This window comes from Pseudomonas berkeleyensis (assembly GCF_014109765.1).
Taxonomy (GTDB): Bacteria; Pseudomonadota; Gammaproteobacteria; order Pseudomonadales; family Pseudomonadaceae; genus Aquipseudomonas; species Aquipseudomonas berkeleyensis.
Window position 1 is genome coordinate 389,069 of sequence record NZ_CP059139.1, and the last position, 16,599, is coordinate 405,667.

Annotated in this window: 15 protein-coding genes and 1 other RNA gene; 6 read left to right on the forward strand and 10 right to left on the reverse strand. The window is 64.2% G+C overall.

What is annotated here, in order from left to right:
- Positions 1-95: 95 nt before the first annotated feature.
- A complete protein-coding gene (gene ubiD, locus HS968_RS01855; RefSeq protein WP_182369898.1) occupies positions 96-1,562 on the forward strand; it encodes a 4-hydroxy-3-polyprenylbenzoate decarboxylase in 1,467 nt (488 codons plus the stop codon).
- Positions 1,562-2,530 (forward strand): CDP-6-deoxy-delta-3,4-glucoseen reductase, encoded by a 969-nt coding sequence (locus tag HS968_RS01860; protein ID WP_182369899.1) that lies wholly within the window; start codon positions 1,562-1,564, stop codon positions 2,528-2,530. The genes ubiD and HS968_RS01860 overlap by 1 nt, the downstream gene beginning before the upstream one ends.
- 53 nt (positions 2,531-2,583) lie before the next feature.
- On the opposite strand, the gene HS968_RS01865 is transcribed toward HS968_RS01860, so the two are convergent.
- Complete coding sequence (locus tag HS968_RS01865; protein ID WP_182369900.1) at positions 2,584-3,564, reverse strand: NADPH:quinone oxidoreductase family protein; 981 nt, start codon at positions 3,562-3,564, stop codon at positions 2,584-2,586.
- Positions 3,565-3,719: 155 nt separating this feature from the next.
- Here HS968_RS01865 and HS968_RS01870 point away from each other — a divergent pair, with 155 nt between their 5' ends.
- A complete protein-coding gene (locus HS968_RS01870; protein ID WP_119692300.1) occupies positions 3,720-4,124 on the forward strand; it encodes a flagellar basal body-associated FliL family protein in 405 nt (134 codons plus the stop codon).
- 30 nt (positions 4,125-4,154) lie between these two features.
- Here the strand turns inward: HS968_RS01870 and HS968_RS01875 are convergent, their stop codons facing one another.
- The 9 genes from HS968_RS01875 to HS968_RS01915 form a co-directional block, all read right to left on the reverse strand.
- Positions 4,155-5,279 (reverse strand): ABC transporter permease, encoded by a 1,125-nt coding sequence (locus HS968_RS01875; RefSeq protein WP_119692299.1) that lies wholly within the window; start codon positions 5,277-5,279, stop codon positions 4,155-4,157.
- Positions 5,279-7,984, reverse strand: coding sequence for a ribosome-associated ATPase/putative transporter RbbA (rbbA, locus tag HS968_RS01880; RefSeq protein ID WP_115290144.1), 2,706 nt, complete (start codon positions 7,982-7,984; stop codon positions 5,279-5,281). The genes HS968_RS01875 and rbbA overlap by 1 nt, the downstream gene beginning before the upstream one ends.
- Complete coding sequence (locus HS968_RS01885) at positions 7,981-9,042, reverse strand: HlyD family secretion protein (protein WP_182369901.1); 1,062 nt, start codon at positions 9,040-9,042, stop codon at positions 7,981-7,983. The genes rbbA and HS968_RS01885 overlap by 4 nt, the downstream gene beginning before the upstream one ends.
- Positions 9,043-9,113: 71 nt before the next feature.
- Positions 9,114-10,970: a sensor domain-containing diguanylate cyclase gene (locus HS968_RS01890; RefSeq protein WP_182369902.1), complete on the reverse strand. Its 1,857-nt coding sequence runs from the start codon at positions 10,968-10,970 to the stop codon at positions 9,114-9,116.
- A 52-nt stretch (positions 10,971-11,022) separates the two neighbouring features.
- The gene (locus HS968_RS01895; RefSeq protein WP_182369903.1) at positions 11,023-11,472 is read right to left on the reverse strand and encodes an EVE domain-containing protein; all 450 of its coding nucleotides are present in this window, start codon (positions 11,470-11,472) and stop codon (positions 11,023-11,025) included.
- 374 nt (positions 11,473-11,846) lie between these two features.
- Positions 11,847-12,443, reverse strand: coding sequence for a 5-formyltetrahydrofolate cyclo-ligase (locus HS968_RS01900; protein ID WP_119692294.1), 597 nt, complete (start codon positions 12,441-12,443; stop codon positions 11,847-11,849).
- A 55-nt stretch (positions 12,444-12,498) separates the two neighbouring features.
- Positions 12,499-12,677, reverse strand: a non-coding RNA gene (ssrS, locus tag HS968_RS01905) — 6S RNA.
- A 67-nt stretch (positions 12,678-12,744) separates the two neighbouring features.
- Complete coding sequence (locus HS968_RS01910) at positions 12,745-13,050, reverse strand: cell division protein ZapA (protein ID WP_179623508.1); 306 nt, start codon at positions 13,048-13,050, stop codon at positions 12,745-12,747.
- A complete protein-coding gene (locus HS968_RS01915; RefSeq protein WP_003458652.1) occupies positions 13,047-13,256 on the reverse strand; it encodes a TIGR02449 family protein in 210 nt (69 codons plus the stop codon). The genes HS968_RS01910 and HS968_RS01915 overlap by 4 nt, the downstream gene beginning before the upstream one ends.
- Before the next feature lie 190 nt (positions 13,257-13,446).
- Between HS968_RS01915 and HS968_RS01920 the strand changes: the two genes are divergently transcribed.
- From HS968_RS01920 to ubiH, 3 genes are read left to right on the forward strand one after another with little or no spacing between them, the layout of a single operon-like run.
- Complete coding sequence (locus HS968_RS01920; RefSeq protein ID WP_182369904.1) at positions 13,447-14,001, forward strand: YecA/YgfB family protein; 555 nt, start codon at positions 13,447-13,449, stop codon at positions 13,999-14,001.
- Between the two features lie 19 nt (positions 14,002-14,020).
- Positions 14,021-15,355 (forward strand): Xaa-Pro aminopeptidase, encoded by a 1,335-nt coding sequence (gene pepP, locus HS968_RS01925; protein ID WP_182369905.1) that lies wholly within the window; start codon positions 14,021-14,023, stop codon positions 15,353-15,355.
- Between the two features lie 4 nt (positions 15,356-15,359).
- Positions 15,360-16,544, forward strand: coding sequence for a 2-octaprenyl-6-methoxyphenyl hydroxylase (gene ubiH / locus HS968_RS01930; RefSeq protein WP_182369906.1), 1,185 nt, complete (start codon positions 15,360-15,362; stop codon positions 16,542-16,544).
- Positions 16,545-16,599: the final 55 nt, after the last annotated feature.

A 16,599-nucleotide genomic window follows, 5' to 3' on the forward strand; every position in this document is an offset into this window, starting at 1 on the left:
CTTGTCGTATCTGGAGGCTTTCAAGCCTTCTGAAAGCCTGACTTCGGCGCTAAACTTTGCGGCCGACTCTAGCCTGTCCGACACGAGGCTCCTGCATGCAGTATCGCGACCTGCGCGACTTCATCCGTGAACTGGAAAAGCGCGGCGAACTCAAGCGCATCCAGACTCCGGTATCGCCCGTTCTGGAAATGACCGAAATCTGCGACCGCACCCTGCGCAAGGGCGGCCCGGCGTTGCTGTTCGAAAAGCCCACCGGCTTCGATGTGCCGGTGCTCGGCAACCTGTTCGGCACGCCCAAGCGCGTGGCGCTGGGCATGGGTGCCGAAGAGGTGTCCGAACTGCGCGAGATTGGCAAGCTGCTGGCCTTTCTCAAGGAGCCGGAGCCGCCCAAGGGGCTGAAGGATGCCTGGAGCAAGCTGCCGATCTTCAAGAAGGTCATTTCCATGGCGCCCAAGGTGGTCAAGGATGCGCTTTGCCACGAAGTGATCGAGGAGGGCGACGACGTCGACCTCGGCAAGTTGCCGATCCAGCACTGCTGGCCGGGTGACGTGGCGCCGCTGATCACCTGGGGCCTGACCATCACCAAAGGCCCGAACAAGGAGCGGCAGAACCTCGGTATCTACCGCCAGCAGGTGATCGGCCGCAACAAGGTGATCATGCGCTGGCTCAGCCACCGTGGCGGCGCACTGGATTACCGCGAGTGGTGCCAGAAGCATCCGGACAAACCGTATCCGGTTTGCGTCGCCCTGGGTGCCGACCCGGCAACTATTCTCGGCGCCGTGACGCCGGTGCCCGATACCCTCTCCGAGTACGCCTTCGCCGGCTTGCTGCGTGGCCATCGCACCGAGCTGATCAAGGCGCGTGGCAGCGACCTGCAGGTGCCGGCCAGCGCCGAGATTGTCCTCGAAGGCGTGATCCACCCGGGCGAGACCGCGCCGGAAGGCCCATACGGCGACCATACCGGCTACTACAACGAGGTCGACACCTTCCCGGTGTTCACCGTCGAGCGCATCACCCGTCGCCGCGAGCCGATCTACCACAGCACCTACACCGGCCGGCCGCCGGATGAGCCGGCGATTCTCGGCGTGGCGCTGAACGAAGTGTTCGTGCCGATCCTGCAAAAGCAGTTCCCCGAGATCACCGATTTCTACCTGCCGCCGGAAGGCTGTTCCTACCGCATGGCGGTGGTGACCATGAAGAAGCAGTACCCGGGCCACGCCAAGCGCGTAATGCTCGGTGTGTGGTCGTTCCTGCGACAGTTCATGTACACCAAGTTCGTTATCGTCACCGACGACGACATCAACGCACGGGACTGGAATGACGTGATCTGGGCGATTACCACGCGCATGGATCCCAAGCGCGACACGGTGATGATCGACAACACGCCGATCGACTACCTCGACTTCGCTTCGCCGATCTCCGGCCTGGGCTCGAAGATGGGCCTGGACGCCACCCACAAGTGGCCGGGTGAGACCAATCGCGAATGGGGCCGCGCAATCGAGAAGGATCCGGCCGTGGTGGCGCGTATCGATGCGCTGTGGGGCGAGCTGGGAATCGATTGATGAACGTCACCCTGCAACCTTCCGGTGTCACCCTCGCCTTGCAGCCGGGGGAGCGCATTCTAGATGGCGCTCGGCGCCTGGGCTACGACTGCCCGCAGAGCTGCCGCAATGGCAATTGCCATATCTGTGCCGCCCTGCTGGTGGAGGGCCGGGTCAAGCAGAACGGTATCGAGCTGGATCATGGCGAGTTGTTCACCTGCCTGGCCGAACCGCTGCAAGACTGCGTGCTGCATTGGGACGGTGTGCTGGCGCCGGGTGAGCTGCCGGTGCGCGAGCTGAGCTGCCAGGTTATCGAGTGTCAGGACGTGGGTGGCGACGTGTTCCGTGTGCGCTTGCGTACGCCAGCGGGCAAGGCGCCGCGTTATCACGCCGGGCAGTACCTGCTGCTACAGCGCCCGGATGGTGAGATGGCGGCCTTCTCCCTGGCCTCGGCGCCGCATGCCGGGCGCGAGCTGGAGCTGCATATCCTCGCCCGCGAAGACAGCAGTATCGCGCTGCTGGAGCACCTGCGCGCCACGGGTATGGTGCGTGTGCAGATGCCCTATGGCGATACCCATCTCGCCGATCTGCCCGATGGCCCGCTGGTGCTGATCGCCGCCGGTACCGGCATGGGCCAGATGCACAGTCTGATCGAGCATTGCCGCGCCGCCGGCTTCGTCCACCCGTTGCATCTGTACTGGGGCGCGCGTCGGCCCGAGGATTTTTATGCGCTGCCGCACTGGGCCGAGTGGCAGCAGCTGGACAACCTGCGCCTGCATCAGGTGGTCAGCGACCAGTGTGGCTGGCAGGGCCGTTGTGGCTTGCTGCACGAAGCGGTACGCGAGGACTTTCCCGACCTCAAGGCCTTGCACGTCTACGCCAGCGGTTCACCTGCGATGGTCTATGCCACGCTCGATGCGTTGGTCGAGGCCGGCATGGACGCGCACCAGATGCGCGCCGATGTGTTCGCCTACGCGCCGCGAGGTTGAATGAAAAAGCCGCCCGAGGGCGGCTTTTTCATGTCACGGCGTAGTGCGCAGCGTCAGCGAACGGTTACCACCACCTTGCCCACGGCCTTGCGCTGACCGAGTGCATTGATCGCTTCGCCGCCGCGCTCCAGCGGGAAGGTCTGCGACACCAGGGGCTTGAGCTTGCCTTCGGCGTGCCAGGCGAACAGCTGCTGGAAGTTCTCGGCGTTGTCCTGCGGCTGGCGCTGGGCGAAGGAGCCCCAGAATACGCCGACCAGGGAGGCGCCCTTGAGTAGTGGCAGGTTGGCTGGCAGTGCCGGGATGCCACCGCCGGCGGCGAAACCCACCACCAGGAAGCGGCCATTCCAGCCGATGCTGCGGAAGGCTTCCTCGAACAGCGTGCCGCCCACCGGGTCGTAGATCACGTCCACGCCCTGGCCGCCGGTGAGCTTCTTCACCTCATCCTTTAGGCTCTGCTCGCTGTAGTTGATCAGCTCGTCGGCGCCGGCGTTGCGCGCCACTTCCAGCTTCTCGGCGCTGCTCGCCGCGGCGATCACCTTGGCGCCCATGGCCTTGCCGATCTCCACTGCGGCCAGGCCGACGCCACCGGAGGCGCCGAGCACCAGCAGGGTTTCGCCTGGTTGCAGGTTGGCGCGCTGCTTGAGGGCGTGCATCGAGGTGCCGTAGGTCATGCCGAAGGCTGCCGCGGTGGTCAGATCCATGCTCTTGGGCACCGGCAACACGTTGTAGGCTGGCACTGCGACCTCTTCGGCGAAGCCGCCCCAGCCGGTCAGTGCCATCACCCGGTCACCAGCACGCAGGTGGCTGACCTTCTCGCCAACGGCCTTGACCACGCCGGCCACCTCGCCGCCCGGGGCGAAGGGGAAGGGCGGTTTGAACTGGTACTTGCCTTCGATGATCAGCGTGTCGGGGAAGTTGACCCCAGCGGCCTGCACCTCGATCAGCACCTCGTTCTTCTTCGGTTCGGGGCTTGGCAGGTCTTCCAGTACCAGGGTGTCGGCAGGGCCGAAGGCTTTGCACAGCAGGGCTTTCATGAAGGTCATTCCTCTTGCAGGGTGCCTTGCAGTGTAGGAAGCGCCTGCCGAGGGTCAACGAGCATGCCGATGCCTGATAGGTCGGCATAAGCGCCGGGCTTGGGTGCTGGCGTGTGGATGGCTATGCTAGGCACATCCCCGATGGAGTGCCGAACGTGAAACTGTTGACCGCCCTGTTGCTGAGCTTGTCGATCTGCCTGCCTGCCTTGGCCAATTCGGAGAAGAAGGAGGAGGTGCCGACGACGCTCTATTACAACCTGACGCCAGCCCTGATCGGCAACCTGGCCGATACCGGTAATCGTCTGAAGTTCTTCAAGGCCGACGTATCGCTGCGGGTGACCGGCACTGAGGCCGAGGACAAGCTCAAACAGCATGAACCGCTGATCCGCCATCAGTTGGTGATGCTGTTCTCGGCCCAGACCAGTGAGGCCATCAACGCCCCCGATGGCCGTGAAACCCTGCGTCAGCAGGCGCTCAAACAGGTGCAGGACGCGATCAACGGCGAGGAGGGTAAGCCCATCGTCGAAGACCTGCTGTTCAACAACCTGATCATCCAGTAAGCGTCATCCGTAGCCCGGCATGCATCCGGGCTACGCCATCTGCGCCAGGGTCTTGCGGAAGCGGCTCAGTGCCGCGACGAAGAACAGCGTGCCGATGCCGGCGATGGCCAGCATGTAGGGCCAGACGATTGCGAATCCCGCACCGCGATAGAGAATGGCCTGGGCCAGGGCGACGAAGTGGGTGGTCGGCGCCGCCAGCATGATCTGCTGCACCAGTTCGGGCATGCTCTCGCGCGGCGTGGTGCCGCCGGAGAGGATCTGCAGCGGCAGCAGCACCAAGATGATCAACAGCCCCAGCTGCGGCATCGAGCGTGCCACGGTACCGAAGAAGATGCCCATCGAGGTGGTGGCGAACAGGTGCAGCGCCGCGCCGGCTAGGAACAGCGCGATCGAGCCTTCGATCGGCACCTGCAGCCAGCCCTGCACCACCAGCAGCAGCGACAGCGCCGCTGCCGTCAGCACCACCAGCCCCATCGACCAGACCTTGGCCAGCATGATTTCCAGCGGTGTCACCGGCATCACCAGCAGGTGCTCCACGGTGCCATGTTCGCGCTCGCGGATCAGCGCCGCGCCGGTGAGGATGATCGACAGCATGGTGATCTGGTTGATCACCTCCATCACCGAGCCGAACCAGGCGCGCGTCAGGTTCGGGTTGAACTGCACGCGTAGTGCCAGTTCCGCCGGTTGCGCCAGGTCGCCACGGTAACGGCGGACGAACTCGGCCACCTCGCTGGCGCCGATGTTCTGGATGTAGCCGGCACCGGTGAAGGCCATGCTCACCTGGGTGGCATCGACGTTGAGCTGGATCGCCGGGCTGCGGCCGGCGAGCACGTCGCGCTGGAAGTTCGGTGGGATGTTCAGGGTGAAGGTGTAGCGCCCGGAGTCCATGCCGCGATCCATCTCGCTCAGGTCGATGCGCTCTGGCGTGCGGAAGTAGGGCTCCTGGAAGGCTTGTATCAGCCGTTCGGAGAGTTGTGACTGGTCTTCGTCGACCACGGCGATGGCAGCGTTGTGCAGGCTCTCCGGCATGCTGGTGGCCGCCGAGTAGATGCCCATGCTGAAGGCCCAGAGGATCAGCAGTACCAGTGCCAGGTCGTGCTGCAGGCTGCGCAGCTCTTTGGTACCAAGATGAAAGATATTGGCCAGGCGTTCCATCAGACCTCCTGTTTGCGCAGCAGGCTGGCGCTGAGCAGGGTCAGCAGGGGGATGGTCAGTGCCAGGGCAACGAAGTAGCCGATCAGGTCGTGCAGCTCCAGTGCCTTGGAGAACAGGCCGCGGCTGATCACCAGGAACTGTGAGGTGGGATAGGTCTGGCCGACCAGGGCGCCGACGCCTTCCAGTGATGCTACCGGGTAGATCAACCCGGAGAACTGGATGGCCGGCAGCAGGGTGACGATGGCCGTGCCGAACACGGCGGCGATCTGGCTTTTGGTGAAGGTCGACATGAGCAGGCCGAGGCCGGTGGCGCAGGCCAGGTAGAGCAGCGCGCCGGCCAGCAGGGTAAGCGGGTTGCCCTTGAGCGGTACGTCGAACACCGTGACTGCCAGCAGCATCAGCAGGATGAAGTTGAACAAACCCAGGGCGATGTAGGGCAGCTGTTTACCGAGCAGGAATTCCAGGCGGGTGACCGGGGTGACGTAGAGATTGATGATCGAGCCCAGCTCCTTTTCGCGCACCACACCCAGCGCCGTGAGCATCGCCGGAATCAGCATCAGCAGCAGCGGAATCACCGCCGGCACCATGGCCTTGAGGCTCTCCACGTCGGGGTTGTAGCGGTAGCGCACCTCCAGCTCGGCGGCGTTGGCCGCTTGCGGCTGCGGCGAACGCCGCGCCAGCTCGCTCAGGTAGTGCTGATGCAGGCCGGTGACGTAGCCCTTGATGGTTTCGGCGCGGGTCGGCATGGCGCCGTCGATCCACATGCCGATCTGCGGGCTGGCGCCGCGCTTGAGATCGCGACCGAAGTGCGGCGGAATCTCCACGGCGAGGCTGATGTCGCCATTGCGCAGGCGCCGTTCCAGTTCGTCGTAGTCGTGTAGCGGCGCCTTCTCCAGAAAATAGCGCGAGCCGGACAGGTTCAGATGGTATTCCTGGCTGGTGGTGGTCTGGTCGCGATCCAGCACGGCGAAGGTCAGGTCTTCGACATCGAGGCTGATGCCATAGCCGATGATGAACAGCAGCAATACCGTGCCAAGCAGCGCCATGCCGCCACGAATCGGGTCGCGACGCAGCTCCAGCGCTTCGCGGCGGGCATAGCTGAGCAGCCGGCGCAGGCTGAATCGCTGGCGCTGCGTGGGTGGCGCCTGTTCCAGTGGCGGCGCCTCGCTGACTGGTTGCTCGCCGACGGCTTCCTGCAGGTAGGCGATGAAGGTGGCTTCCAGGCTGTCGAGGCCGCGTTTTTCCATCAGGCCCTGTGGCGTATCGCTGTCGAGCACCTTGCCGGCGTGCATCAGCGAGATGCGGTCGCAGCGCTGCGCCTCGTTCATGAAGTGGGTGGAGATGAAGATGGTCACGCCGTCCTGGCGCGACAGGTCGAGCATCAGTTGCCAGAAGCCGTCACGGGCGACCGGGTCGACGCCCGAGGTGGGCTCGTCGAGGATCAGGATCTCTGGTTTGTGGATCACCGCCACGGCCAGCGACAGGCGCTGGCGGATGCCCAGGGGCAGGCGCTCGGGGAGCATGTCCATGACCTCGCCGAGGTCGAAGCGTGCGGCCATCTGTGCCACGCGTGGTTCGATCTCCTCGGCCGGGACATGGAACAGCTGGGCATGCAGCACCAGGTTCTGCCGCACCGTCAGTTCGCCATACAGGGAAAACGCCTGCGACATGTAGCCGACCCGCTTGCGCGTGGCCATGTCGCGCGGGTCGACCGCCTGGCCGAACAGCAGCGCCTCGCCCTCGCTGGCTGGCAGCAGGCCGGTGAGCATCTTCATGGTGGTGCTCTTGCCGCAGCCGTTGGAGCCGAGGAAGCCGAAGATCTCGCCACGGCGAATGCGAAACGACACCGAGTCGACGGCGACGAAATCACCGAAGCGCATGGTCAGGCCCTTGGCCTCGATGGCGATCTCGTTGCTGTCTTGCAGGGGGGGAATCACCACCTGCTGATGGCCGCGCCGACGCTCTTCGGGCAACAGGGCGATGAAGGCCTGCTCCAGGCTGGCGCTGCCAGTGCGCGCGCGCAATTCGGCGGGGCTGCCTTCGGCCAGCACGCGGCCGGCATCCATCGCCACCAGATGATCGAAACGCTCGGCTTCTTCCATGTAGGCCGTGGCCACCAGCACGCTCATCTGCGGGCGCTGCTTGCGAATGCGCTCGATCAGCTCCCAAAACTGGTTGCGCGACAGTGGGTCGACGCCGGTGGTCGGCTCATCGAGGATCAGCAGATCCGGATCATGGATCAGCGCGCAGCACAGCCCGAGCTTCTGCTTCATGCCTCCGGACAACTTGCCCGCCGGGCGCTCGCGGAAGGCGGACATGCCGGTGCTGCGCAGCAGGTCGTCGATGCGCCGTTCGCGTTCGGCGGCGTCCTGGCCGAACAGGCGGCCGAAGAAGTCCAGGTTCTCGAACACCGACAGCGTCGGATACAGGTTCTTGCCCAGGCCCTGCGGCATGTAGGCAATGTGAGGACAGACATTGCGCCGGTGGCGAGCGTCAGCCATGTCGCCGTCGAGCACTTCGACGCTGCCGTCTTGAATCTTGCGCGCCCCGGCGATCAGCGCCAGCAGGCTGGACTTGCCGACGCCATCCGGGCCGATCAGGCCGACCATGCAGCGGGCCGGCAGTGCCAGATCGACCTGTTGCAGCGCGCGGGTCTGGCCGTAGCGCAGGCCGACGCCGCTCAGGCGTGCGACCGGCGCGTTCATTGCGGAACCTTGATCGCCAGATGTGCAGGCCACTCGGCGTCAGGGTCGAGGCGCAGGTAGGCCATGCCGGGCACGCCGGTCTTCACCTGCTGCAGGTGCTTGCTCAGCAGCTCGGGGTCGATGCGTGCTTTTACCCGGAACATCAGTTTCTCGCGTTCGCTGGCGGTTTCCACGGTCTTCGGCGTGAACTGGGCGACGCTGGCGACATAGCTGACCTTGGCCGGGATCACGTACTGCGGCGCGGCATCGATCACCAGGCGTACTTCGCTGCCGAGGGCGACGCGACCGGCCTGGCGCTCGGGCAGAAAGAAGGTCATGTAGACGTCGGTGAGATCCACCAGGTTGAGCAGCTTGCCACCGGCACCGAGCACTTCACCCGGCTGGGTCACGCGGTATTGCACGCGGCCAGCGCGAGGTGCCTTGAGCTGGCTGTCGTCGATGTCCACCTGCAGTCGTTCGACGCTGGCGCGGGCTGCTTCGGTCGCCGATTGCGCCTCGATGGCTTGCGATTGCGCAGCAGCGATACCGGCCTCGGCCGAGCTGACCTGAGCCCGCGCGGCTGCCAGCGCCGCTTCGGCGCTCTGCAGGCGGGCCAGATCGTCATCCAGCTGCTGCTGGGCCATGGCGTTGCGCTTGACCAGCGTGGCGCTACGCGCGTGACGTTTGCGCGCGGCATCCAGCTCGGCCTGGCGCTGGCGCACCACCGCCTCGGCGGTGAGCTTTTCACTCTGGCGCAGGCTGATCTGGCTGGCGGCGGTGTTCTGTCCGTTTTCGGCCTGGCGCAGTTGGGCGCGAGCCTGGGCCAGCTGCGCTTCGAGCACCTGGGTGTCCATGCGCGCGAGCACCTGTCCCGGTTCGACGAAGTCGCCTTCGTCGACTTCGATGCTGGCGATGCGTCCGGCCAGCTTGGTCGCCACGTCCACCTCGGTGGCCTCGATACGGCCGTTACCGCTGGCAAAACCCTCGCCGAGGCCATCCGGCCGCAGTTGCCACCAGGCCACGGCTACCAGCACGGCGACGCCGGCGGCGATCAGATAGGGCAGAGGTTTTCTGTTCATCGGTCATATCCTTTCGTGAGCCTCGTGACAGAAGCTCCATCAAGAGGTTTCCATTGTCCGTCGCCACCAGTCTAGGTGGTTTGATGCAGGTCAACCGTGGGTTGCTGCCACAGGGCGGTGCGATTGCGCCCCTGATGTTTGGCCTGGTAGAGCGCCTGGTCGCTATGGGCGACAAGCGCGCCCGGTTGTTCGTCCATGACCGGGTCGACCGCGGTCATGCCGATGCTCAGGGTCAGCCGTCCGAATGGGCTGGCCGGATGATGGATCTCGAGGCTGGCGATGGCGCCGTGAATGCGGGCGGCGACCTGCTCGGCGCCTTCCAGGTCGGTATGGGCCAGGATGATGGCGAACTCCTCGCCGCCGTAACGGCAGGCCGTATCGCTCTCACGTTGCAGGCTGTCCTTCAGCGCGGAGCTGACTCGGCGCAGCGCGTCGTCACCGGCCAGGTGGCCAAGGGCATCGTTGTAGGCCTTGAAGTGGTCGATATCCAGCATCAGCAGAGCCATTGGCGCGCCGAGGCGGCGCAAGCGACGCCAGTCGCTCTGCAGTTGCTGATCGAAGTGGCGGCGGTTGTACAAGCCGGTCAGGCCATCGAGTTGCGACAGGCGTTGCAGTTGCGCCTCCAGTTGCAGGCGCTCGCTGTTGTCGCGAGAAACGGCGATCAGGTATTCGCGGTCATGCAGTTGCACCAGTTGGGTGTTGATCTCGGCAGGCTGGCGGCTACCGTCGCGGCGAATCAGTTCACGCTGGAAGATCCGCGAGAGATTGGCGCGTTGCGCCTGACGTGCCTGCTCCAGCCAGCGGTGAAAGTCGGGCATCAGCTTTTCCGGGTCGTCACGCAGCAGTTCGGCGAATTGTTCGGGGCGATAGCCGAGCGTGGCGTAGGTGGCCTGGTTCATGTGCAGCAGCTCGCGGCTGCTGCTGTCGAAGATGAACAGGCCGTCATGGCTGGAATCGGTCAGGTCGAGCACCAGTTGCAGGCGTTCGCGGTTCTCGCGCAGGCGTTGCTCGGTTTCTGCCCGGCGTTCGGCTTCCTGCTTGTGGCGCCGGTTGGCCAGTTGCAGGGCGTGGGCGCGGCGACTGTTTTCCAGGGCCAGGGCCAGGGCTGCGACCAGCAGCAGACTGATCGCCAGGCTGGCGCCGAGCACGACGCCGGGCAACGGTGAATCGAGTTGATCGAGCAACTGTGCCGTTGGGCTCAGGCGCAGGCTGAAACCCTGGTTGTTGAGCAGGCTCAGGCCCAGTTGCAAGCTGTGCCACTTGCTGTTGTCCGGCTCGCCGTGGCGAAACAGGCTGTGACCGTTTTCCAGCAGCTCCAGATTGAAGGCATCACGGTCGATCTGGCTGAGCAGCTGTTGCATCAGGGGCTCGACGCGAAACACCCCCTGGAGAAAACCATCGAACACGCGCTCGCCGTTCTGCTCGCGGTACAGCGGGGTGTAGAGCACGAAGCCGCGACCACCCTGCACCAGATCGAAACTGTTGGAGAAGCGCTGCTCTCCGGTCTCGCGAGCCTCCATCGCCAGGGGGTAGTTGGGGTGTTCGGGATACAGGCGGAAATTCAGCGCTGCTTCGTTACCTGCGACCGGGAGTAACCAGCGCATGTGCAGGTCGGGGCCGACCCACTGGATCGACTGATAGGCAGGGAAGCCACGCAGTGCGCGCTCTACCTCCTCGCCCCAGGCGGCGCGTGGCAGGCGCCCCAGGCTGTTCCACAAGCGGGCGATGCGCTCGAGGCTGGCCACCTCCAGATGCAGAGTGCTTTCCAGTTGACGGGCGAGGCTGCGCGCCTGGTAGCCCAGGCGTTCGTCAACCCGCTGTTGCTGCACACCCTCGATCTGACGCCAGAGCAGTACGCTGGAGGCGCTCAGTACCAGCAGGAGGAAGGCCAGCGCCAGGCGCGCGGGCCAGGCGGAAGAGGCTGGCATGGGCGTGCTCCGTAGGCTGTCGCTGTGGTGATAGCACAGCGCTGCGTGGGACTCAACGCATGGCGAGAATCGCTGCCCATTCGGCATCGCTCACCGGCATCACCGACAGTCGGCTGCCGCGCTGCACCAATGCCAGTTCGGCCAGTAGCGGATTGTTCTTCAACTGCTGCAGTGCCAGCACCTCGTCGAAGGCTTCGACGAACTCCACGTCCAGCGCACTCCAGGGATTCTTCTCGGCAGTGGCTTTGGGGTCATGGTAGTGGCTGTGCGGATCGAGCGCGGTGGGGTCGGGGTAAACCTCGCCAGCGATGCGCGCGATTCCGGCGATGCCGGGTTGTGGGCAACTGGAGTGATAGAAGAAGAACAGATCGCCCGGGTTCATAGCCCGCATGAAGTTGCGCGCCTGGTAGTTGCGCACACCATCCCAGCGTGTTTTGCCGAGTCGTTGCAGGTCGTGGATGGACAGTTCATCGGGTTCCGACTTCATCAACCAATAAGGCATGAACTTTGCTCCTGCAGGTCTGTCCGTAAGCGGACGCTCGTTTGAGGGGGATCTCCGACGGCCGGTTGGCGTTGGAAATTGCACAGCGCTCTGCACTGACGGAAAATGCCCGGCTTAACGCTTGGCGTCGCCGTATTGCATACAACAATAACGCGTGGCCAACGCGCGCATTGCCTTGAAGGGGGAGGCAATAGATGAAACGCAAACCAGATCTTTTGTGGGTTCTCGTCGTACTGTTCAGCCTGGGTGTGGTTACTACGGGTTACACCCAGAGCTTGTGGGAGCGCCAGAGCGACGCTCCGATCAATGTAACGCAGCAACCCTGATTCACCGATTCCAAGCGCCGCAGGGAACGCGGTGCCGCATCTCTCGATTCAGTACCACTTCTTGTCCGTCACCGTAGCCTGCAAGGGCACGTCCCAGCTGGCCATCGCCAGTTCATCCACGCGCTGACATTCGTGCGCCAGGCCCAGCAGTGTCGGCATGTGCCAATTTTTGCGCCTGTGCAGGTAGGCCAGGCTGCGGTCGTAGAAGCCGCCGCCCATGCCCAGGCGCCCACCGCAGTCATCGAAGCCCACCAGTGGCAGCAGCACCAGATCCAGTGCCCAGACCTTGCGTTGACGTTTGGGCTGCGGGCGGGGTTCGAGGATGCGGAAGCGGTTGCGCGCCAGCTTTTCGTGCCGGGCAACGTGCTGGAACACCATCTTGGTGCGCGGCCAGGCGCTGAGCACTGGCAGGTAGGTACGCTTGCCGCGTTTCTGCGCGGCAGCCAGCAGTGGTCGCGGATCGATCTCGCCGTCATTGGGCAGATACAGGGCGATATGCCTGGCGCGACGAAACTGTGGGCTTTGCACCAGTTGTCGATACAGGTTGCGCGCGGCCAGGCGTTGCTGGCTGCGGCTGAGCGCACGACGGCGCTGACGCAGTACGCGGCGCAGTTGCGGGCGACTGAGAGTGGCTGGCGTAGTCATGGGATGAGGTTGGGACGAGGCGGGTAGCAGTGTTGCAGGTCACTGCTGGAAAAGATGACTTCCCGGCGTGCCGCTGTCGGTTTAGCCCTTGAACCCGAAAGTTCAAGGTGGAGGTTGCAGGAGGCGTTAAGGCTTTCCGTCAGGCGGACATGCACACCGGCCCCAACGTGCAACCCCCGTGGTTGTGCGTATCGGCTCAGGGACATCACCGACTGGCGCACACCCCAGGAAGTTGCGCCCAGTATACCCGAACAGAGCGGTTGCGGGGCGGCCTGCGACGAACAGGCTGGCATGCTGGCGCTCAGGAACTCGAGTCGTCGGTCAGTGCGTGGTCGACACGGTCGAGCAGATCACGCACCTGCTGGCGGGTGGAGTTGGCGTCCTGATCCAGGCGCTGTTGCTTGTGCAGCAGGTCGTGGGTGATGTTCAAGGCGGCCATCACGGCAACGCGGTCGGCACCGATCACTTTGCCGCTGGTGCGGATCTCACGCATCTTGCCGTCCAGATAGCGGGCAGCGCTCTCCAGGTTGGCGCGTTCATCCTGCGGGCAGGCGATGCAATATTCTTTGTCCAGAATGTGGACGGTCACGGTGTTCGACTGGGTCATGAGTCCTGCTCCAGGGCTTTAAGGCGCGAAATCATCGATTCGACCTTGTGCCGGGCCATTTCGTTCTTTTCGATCAGATGGGCGCGCTCCTCGCGCCAGGCCTGTTCATTCGCCAGCAGGAGTCGGTTGTGAGCCTTTAGCTGCTCGACACGCTGGATCAGCAGTTCCAGCTTGGCGGTCAATGCGTGCAGATCGGCGTCTTCCATGGGCTCTCGCTATGGGGTGGCTGGCTGGACTGTATAGGCCTGTCCCGGTTGCAGGTCAAACCCAGATGGCGGTGGCGTGATGCATTCGGCGGCATCACTGCGGTGGCCTCGGATGGTCTTGCCGCGCCTGCCGGTGCTAGGATACGAGGCCTCCATTCTAGAGATTGCGCCGCCTGGCGCCTAGCTATCTATGTCGATTCCAAGCTCTCCCTACGCCGCCTTCGCCGCTCTGTTGAACAGCGCCGGGCATTCCGTTTCCCCCGCCGAACTGCATGGCCTGCTGCTCGGTCGCAGCTGCGCCGGTGCCGGCTTCGACGCCGATGCCTGGTTGCTCGATGCTGCCGACCTGCTAGGCGGCGAGCCACAGGACAACGTGCGTCAGGCACTGATCGGTCTGCAGGAGATGGTCAAGGGTGAGCTGTGCGGTGAAGACATCACCGTGGTGCTGCTGTTGCCGGACGACGAAACCCCGCTGGCGCAGCGTGCAGCCGCGCTGGGTCAATGGTGCCAGGGCTTTCTCGGTGGCTTTGGCTTGACCGCCCGCGATGGCGCGCTGAGTGCCGAGGCCATGGAAGTGTTGCAGGATCTCTCTGCCATCGCTCAGGTACAGAGCGGCCTGGAGGAGTCCGAGGATGGCGAGAGCGACTACATGGAGGTGATGGAGTACCTGCGCGTCGCGCCGTTGCTGCTGTTCTCTGAGTGTGCCAAGCCTGTGGTGCCCGCCGCCAAACCTTCCCTGCACTGATTTTTCATCGGAGCCTGCCTTGATCAGCATCCCCAAGTCCGAATATGCCCGTCGGCGCAAGGCGCTGATGGCGCAGATGGAACCCAACAGCATCGCCATCCTGCCGGCGGCGCCGGTGTATATCCGCAATCGCGATGTCGAGCACGTCTATCGTCAGGACAGCGACTTCCAGTACCTCACCGGCTTCCCTGAGCCGGAGGCGGTGATGGCACTGATCCCTGGTCGCGAACATGGCGAGTACGTGCTGTTCTGCCGCGAGCGTGATCCCGAGCGCGAGCTGTGGGACGGTCTGCGTGCCGGCCAGGACGGAGCGATCAAGACATTCGGCGCCGACGATGCCTTCCCGATTGGCGATATCGACGACATTCTTCCCGGTCTGATCGAAGGCCGTGAGCGCGTCTACTACGCCATCGGCTGCAATCAGGAGTTCGATCATCGGCTGATGGAGTGGGTCAACCACATCCGCGCCAAGGCTCGCCAGGGCGCTACGCCGCCGAACGAGTTCGTCGCCCTCAACCACCTGCTGCACGACATGCGCCTGTACAAATCGGCCGCCGAGGTGAAGGTGATGAAGGAGGCTGCCGAGATCAGTGCGCGCGCCCACATCCGCGCGATGCAGGCGAGCCGCGCCGGCCTGTTCGAATATCACCTGGAAGCCGAGCTGGATTACGAGTTCCGCAAGGGCGGGGCGAAGATGCCGGCTTACGGCAGCATCGTCGCCGCCGGTCGCAATGCCTGCATCCTGCACTATCGCGAGAACGATGCACTGCTCAAGGATGGCGATCTGGTGTTGATCGACGCTGGCTGCGAGATCGACTGCTATGCCAGCGACATCACCCGTACTTTCCCGGTCAGCGGCACGTTCTCGCCCGAGCAGAAGGCCATCTACGAGTTGGTGCTCAAGGCCAACGAGGAGGCGTTCAAGTTCATCGCTCCAGGCAAGCACTGGAACGAAGCCCACGAAGCCACTGTGCGCGTGATCACTGCCGGTCTGGTCGAACTGGGCCTGCTCGACGGCGACGTCGACGAGCTGATCGCCAGCGAAGCCTACAAACCCTTCTACATGCACCGTGCCGGCCACTGGTTGGGCATGGACGTGCACGATGTCGGCGACTACAAGGTCGGCGGCGAGTGGCGCGTGCTGGAAGTCGGCATGGCGATGACCGTGGAGCCGGGCATCTATATCGCCGTCGACAACGACAAGGTCGCCAAGAAGTGGCGCGGCATCGGTGTGCGTATCGAGGACGACGTGGTAGTGACCAAGAAGGGCTGCGAGATTCTCACCACCGGTGTGCCCAAGTCGGTCGCTGAAATCGAGGCGTTGATGGCTGCCGCGCGTAGCGAGGCGGCCTGAGCCCATGTCACGCGTACAGCTGGCCATTATCGGCGGCGGCCTGGTGGGTGCCAGCCTGGCGTTGGCCCTGCAGGAAACGGCACGCCAGCGTGGCTGGCGCATCGCCCTGATCGAGCCTTTCGCGCCGGGTAGCGAATACCAACCCAGTTATGACGCCCGCTCCACCGCACTGTCCTATGGCAGCCGGCTGATCTACGAGCGTATGGGCGTGTGGCAGAGCATTGCCCAGCGCGCCGAGCCGATTCAGCAGATCCACGTTTCCGACCGTGGCCGCTTCGGTGCCACGCGTCTGCAGGCCATCGAGGAAGGTGTGCCGGCGCTCGGCTACGTGGTGGAGAACGCCTGGATCGGCCACTGCCTGTGGCAGGCACTGGATCAGGACGTGATCGAGTGGCGCTGCCCGGCCGAGGTGGTCGCCATGCAGCGTCTGGAGGACGGTTACCACCTGACGTTGAGCGACGAAACCAGTATCGATTGCGAGCTGGCCGTTCTCGCTGACGGCGGGCGTTCCGGTCTTCGTGAGCAGCTCGGTATTGGCGTTAGCATCAAGCCTTATGGGCAGAGTGCGCTGATCGCCAACGTCAGCCCGCTTGAAGCGCATCGCGGACAGGCTTTCGAACGTTTCACCGATGACGGCCCGATGGCGCTGCTGCCCTTGAGCGACAACCGCTGCGCGCTGGTCTGGACGCGTGCCGAGGCTGACGCCGAACGCCTGTTGCGCAGCAGCGAGGCCAGTTTTCTCAGCGAGTTGCAGCAGGCATTCGGCTATCGCCTGGGCGTCTTGCAGCAGGTCGGTGCGCGGCACCTCTACTCGCTGAGCTTGGTCGAGGCGCAGGAGCAGGTGCGCCCGCATCTGGTGGTGTTGGGCAATGCCGCACACAGCCTACATCCCATCGCTGGTCAGGGTTACAACCTGTCGCTGCGCGATACCCTGGCACTGGCCGAGGTGTTGATCGACAGTGATGCGCTTCTGGGCGACTTCACCACCTTGCAGCGTTATCAGCAGCGGCAGCAGCTCGATCAGCAAATGACCGTGAGCTTTTCCGATCAGGTGACGCGTCTGTTCAGCAACGGCCAGCCATTGTTGGCTGCCGGGCGTAATCTTGGGTTGCTCGGCCTCGACCTGCTACCGCCGGCCAAGCGCTGGTTCGCGCGTCAGGCGATGGGCATGGGAACCCGTAATTTATGACCAGCCCCGTAGGGTGCGCTGTGCGCACCAACCGCAAGCCATGGTGCGTATGCAC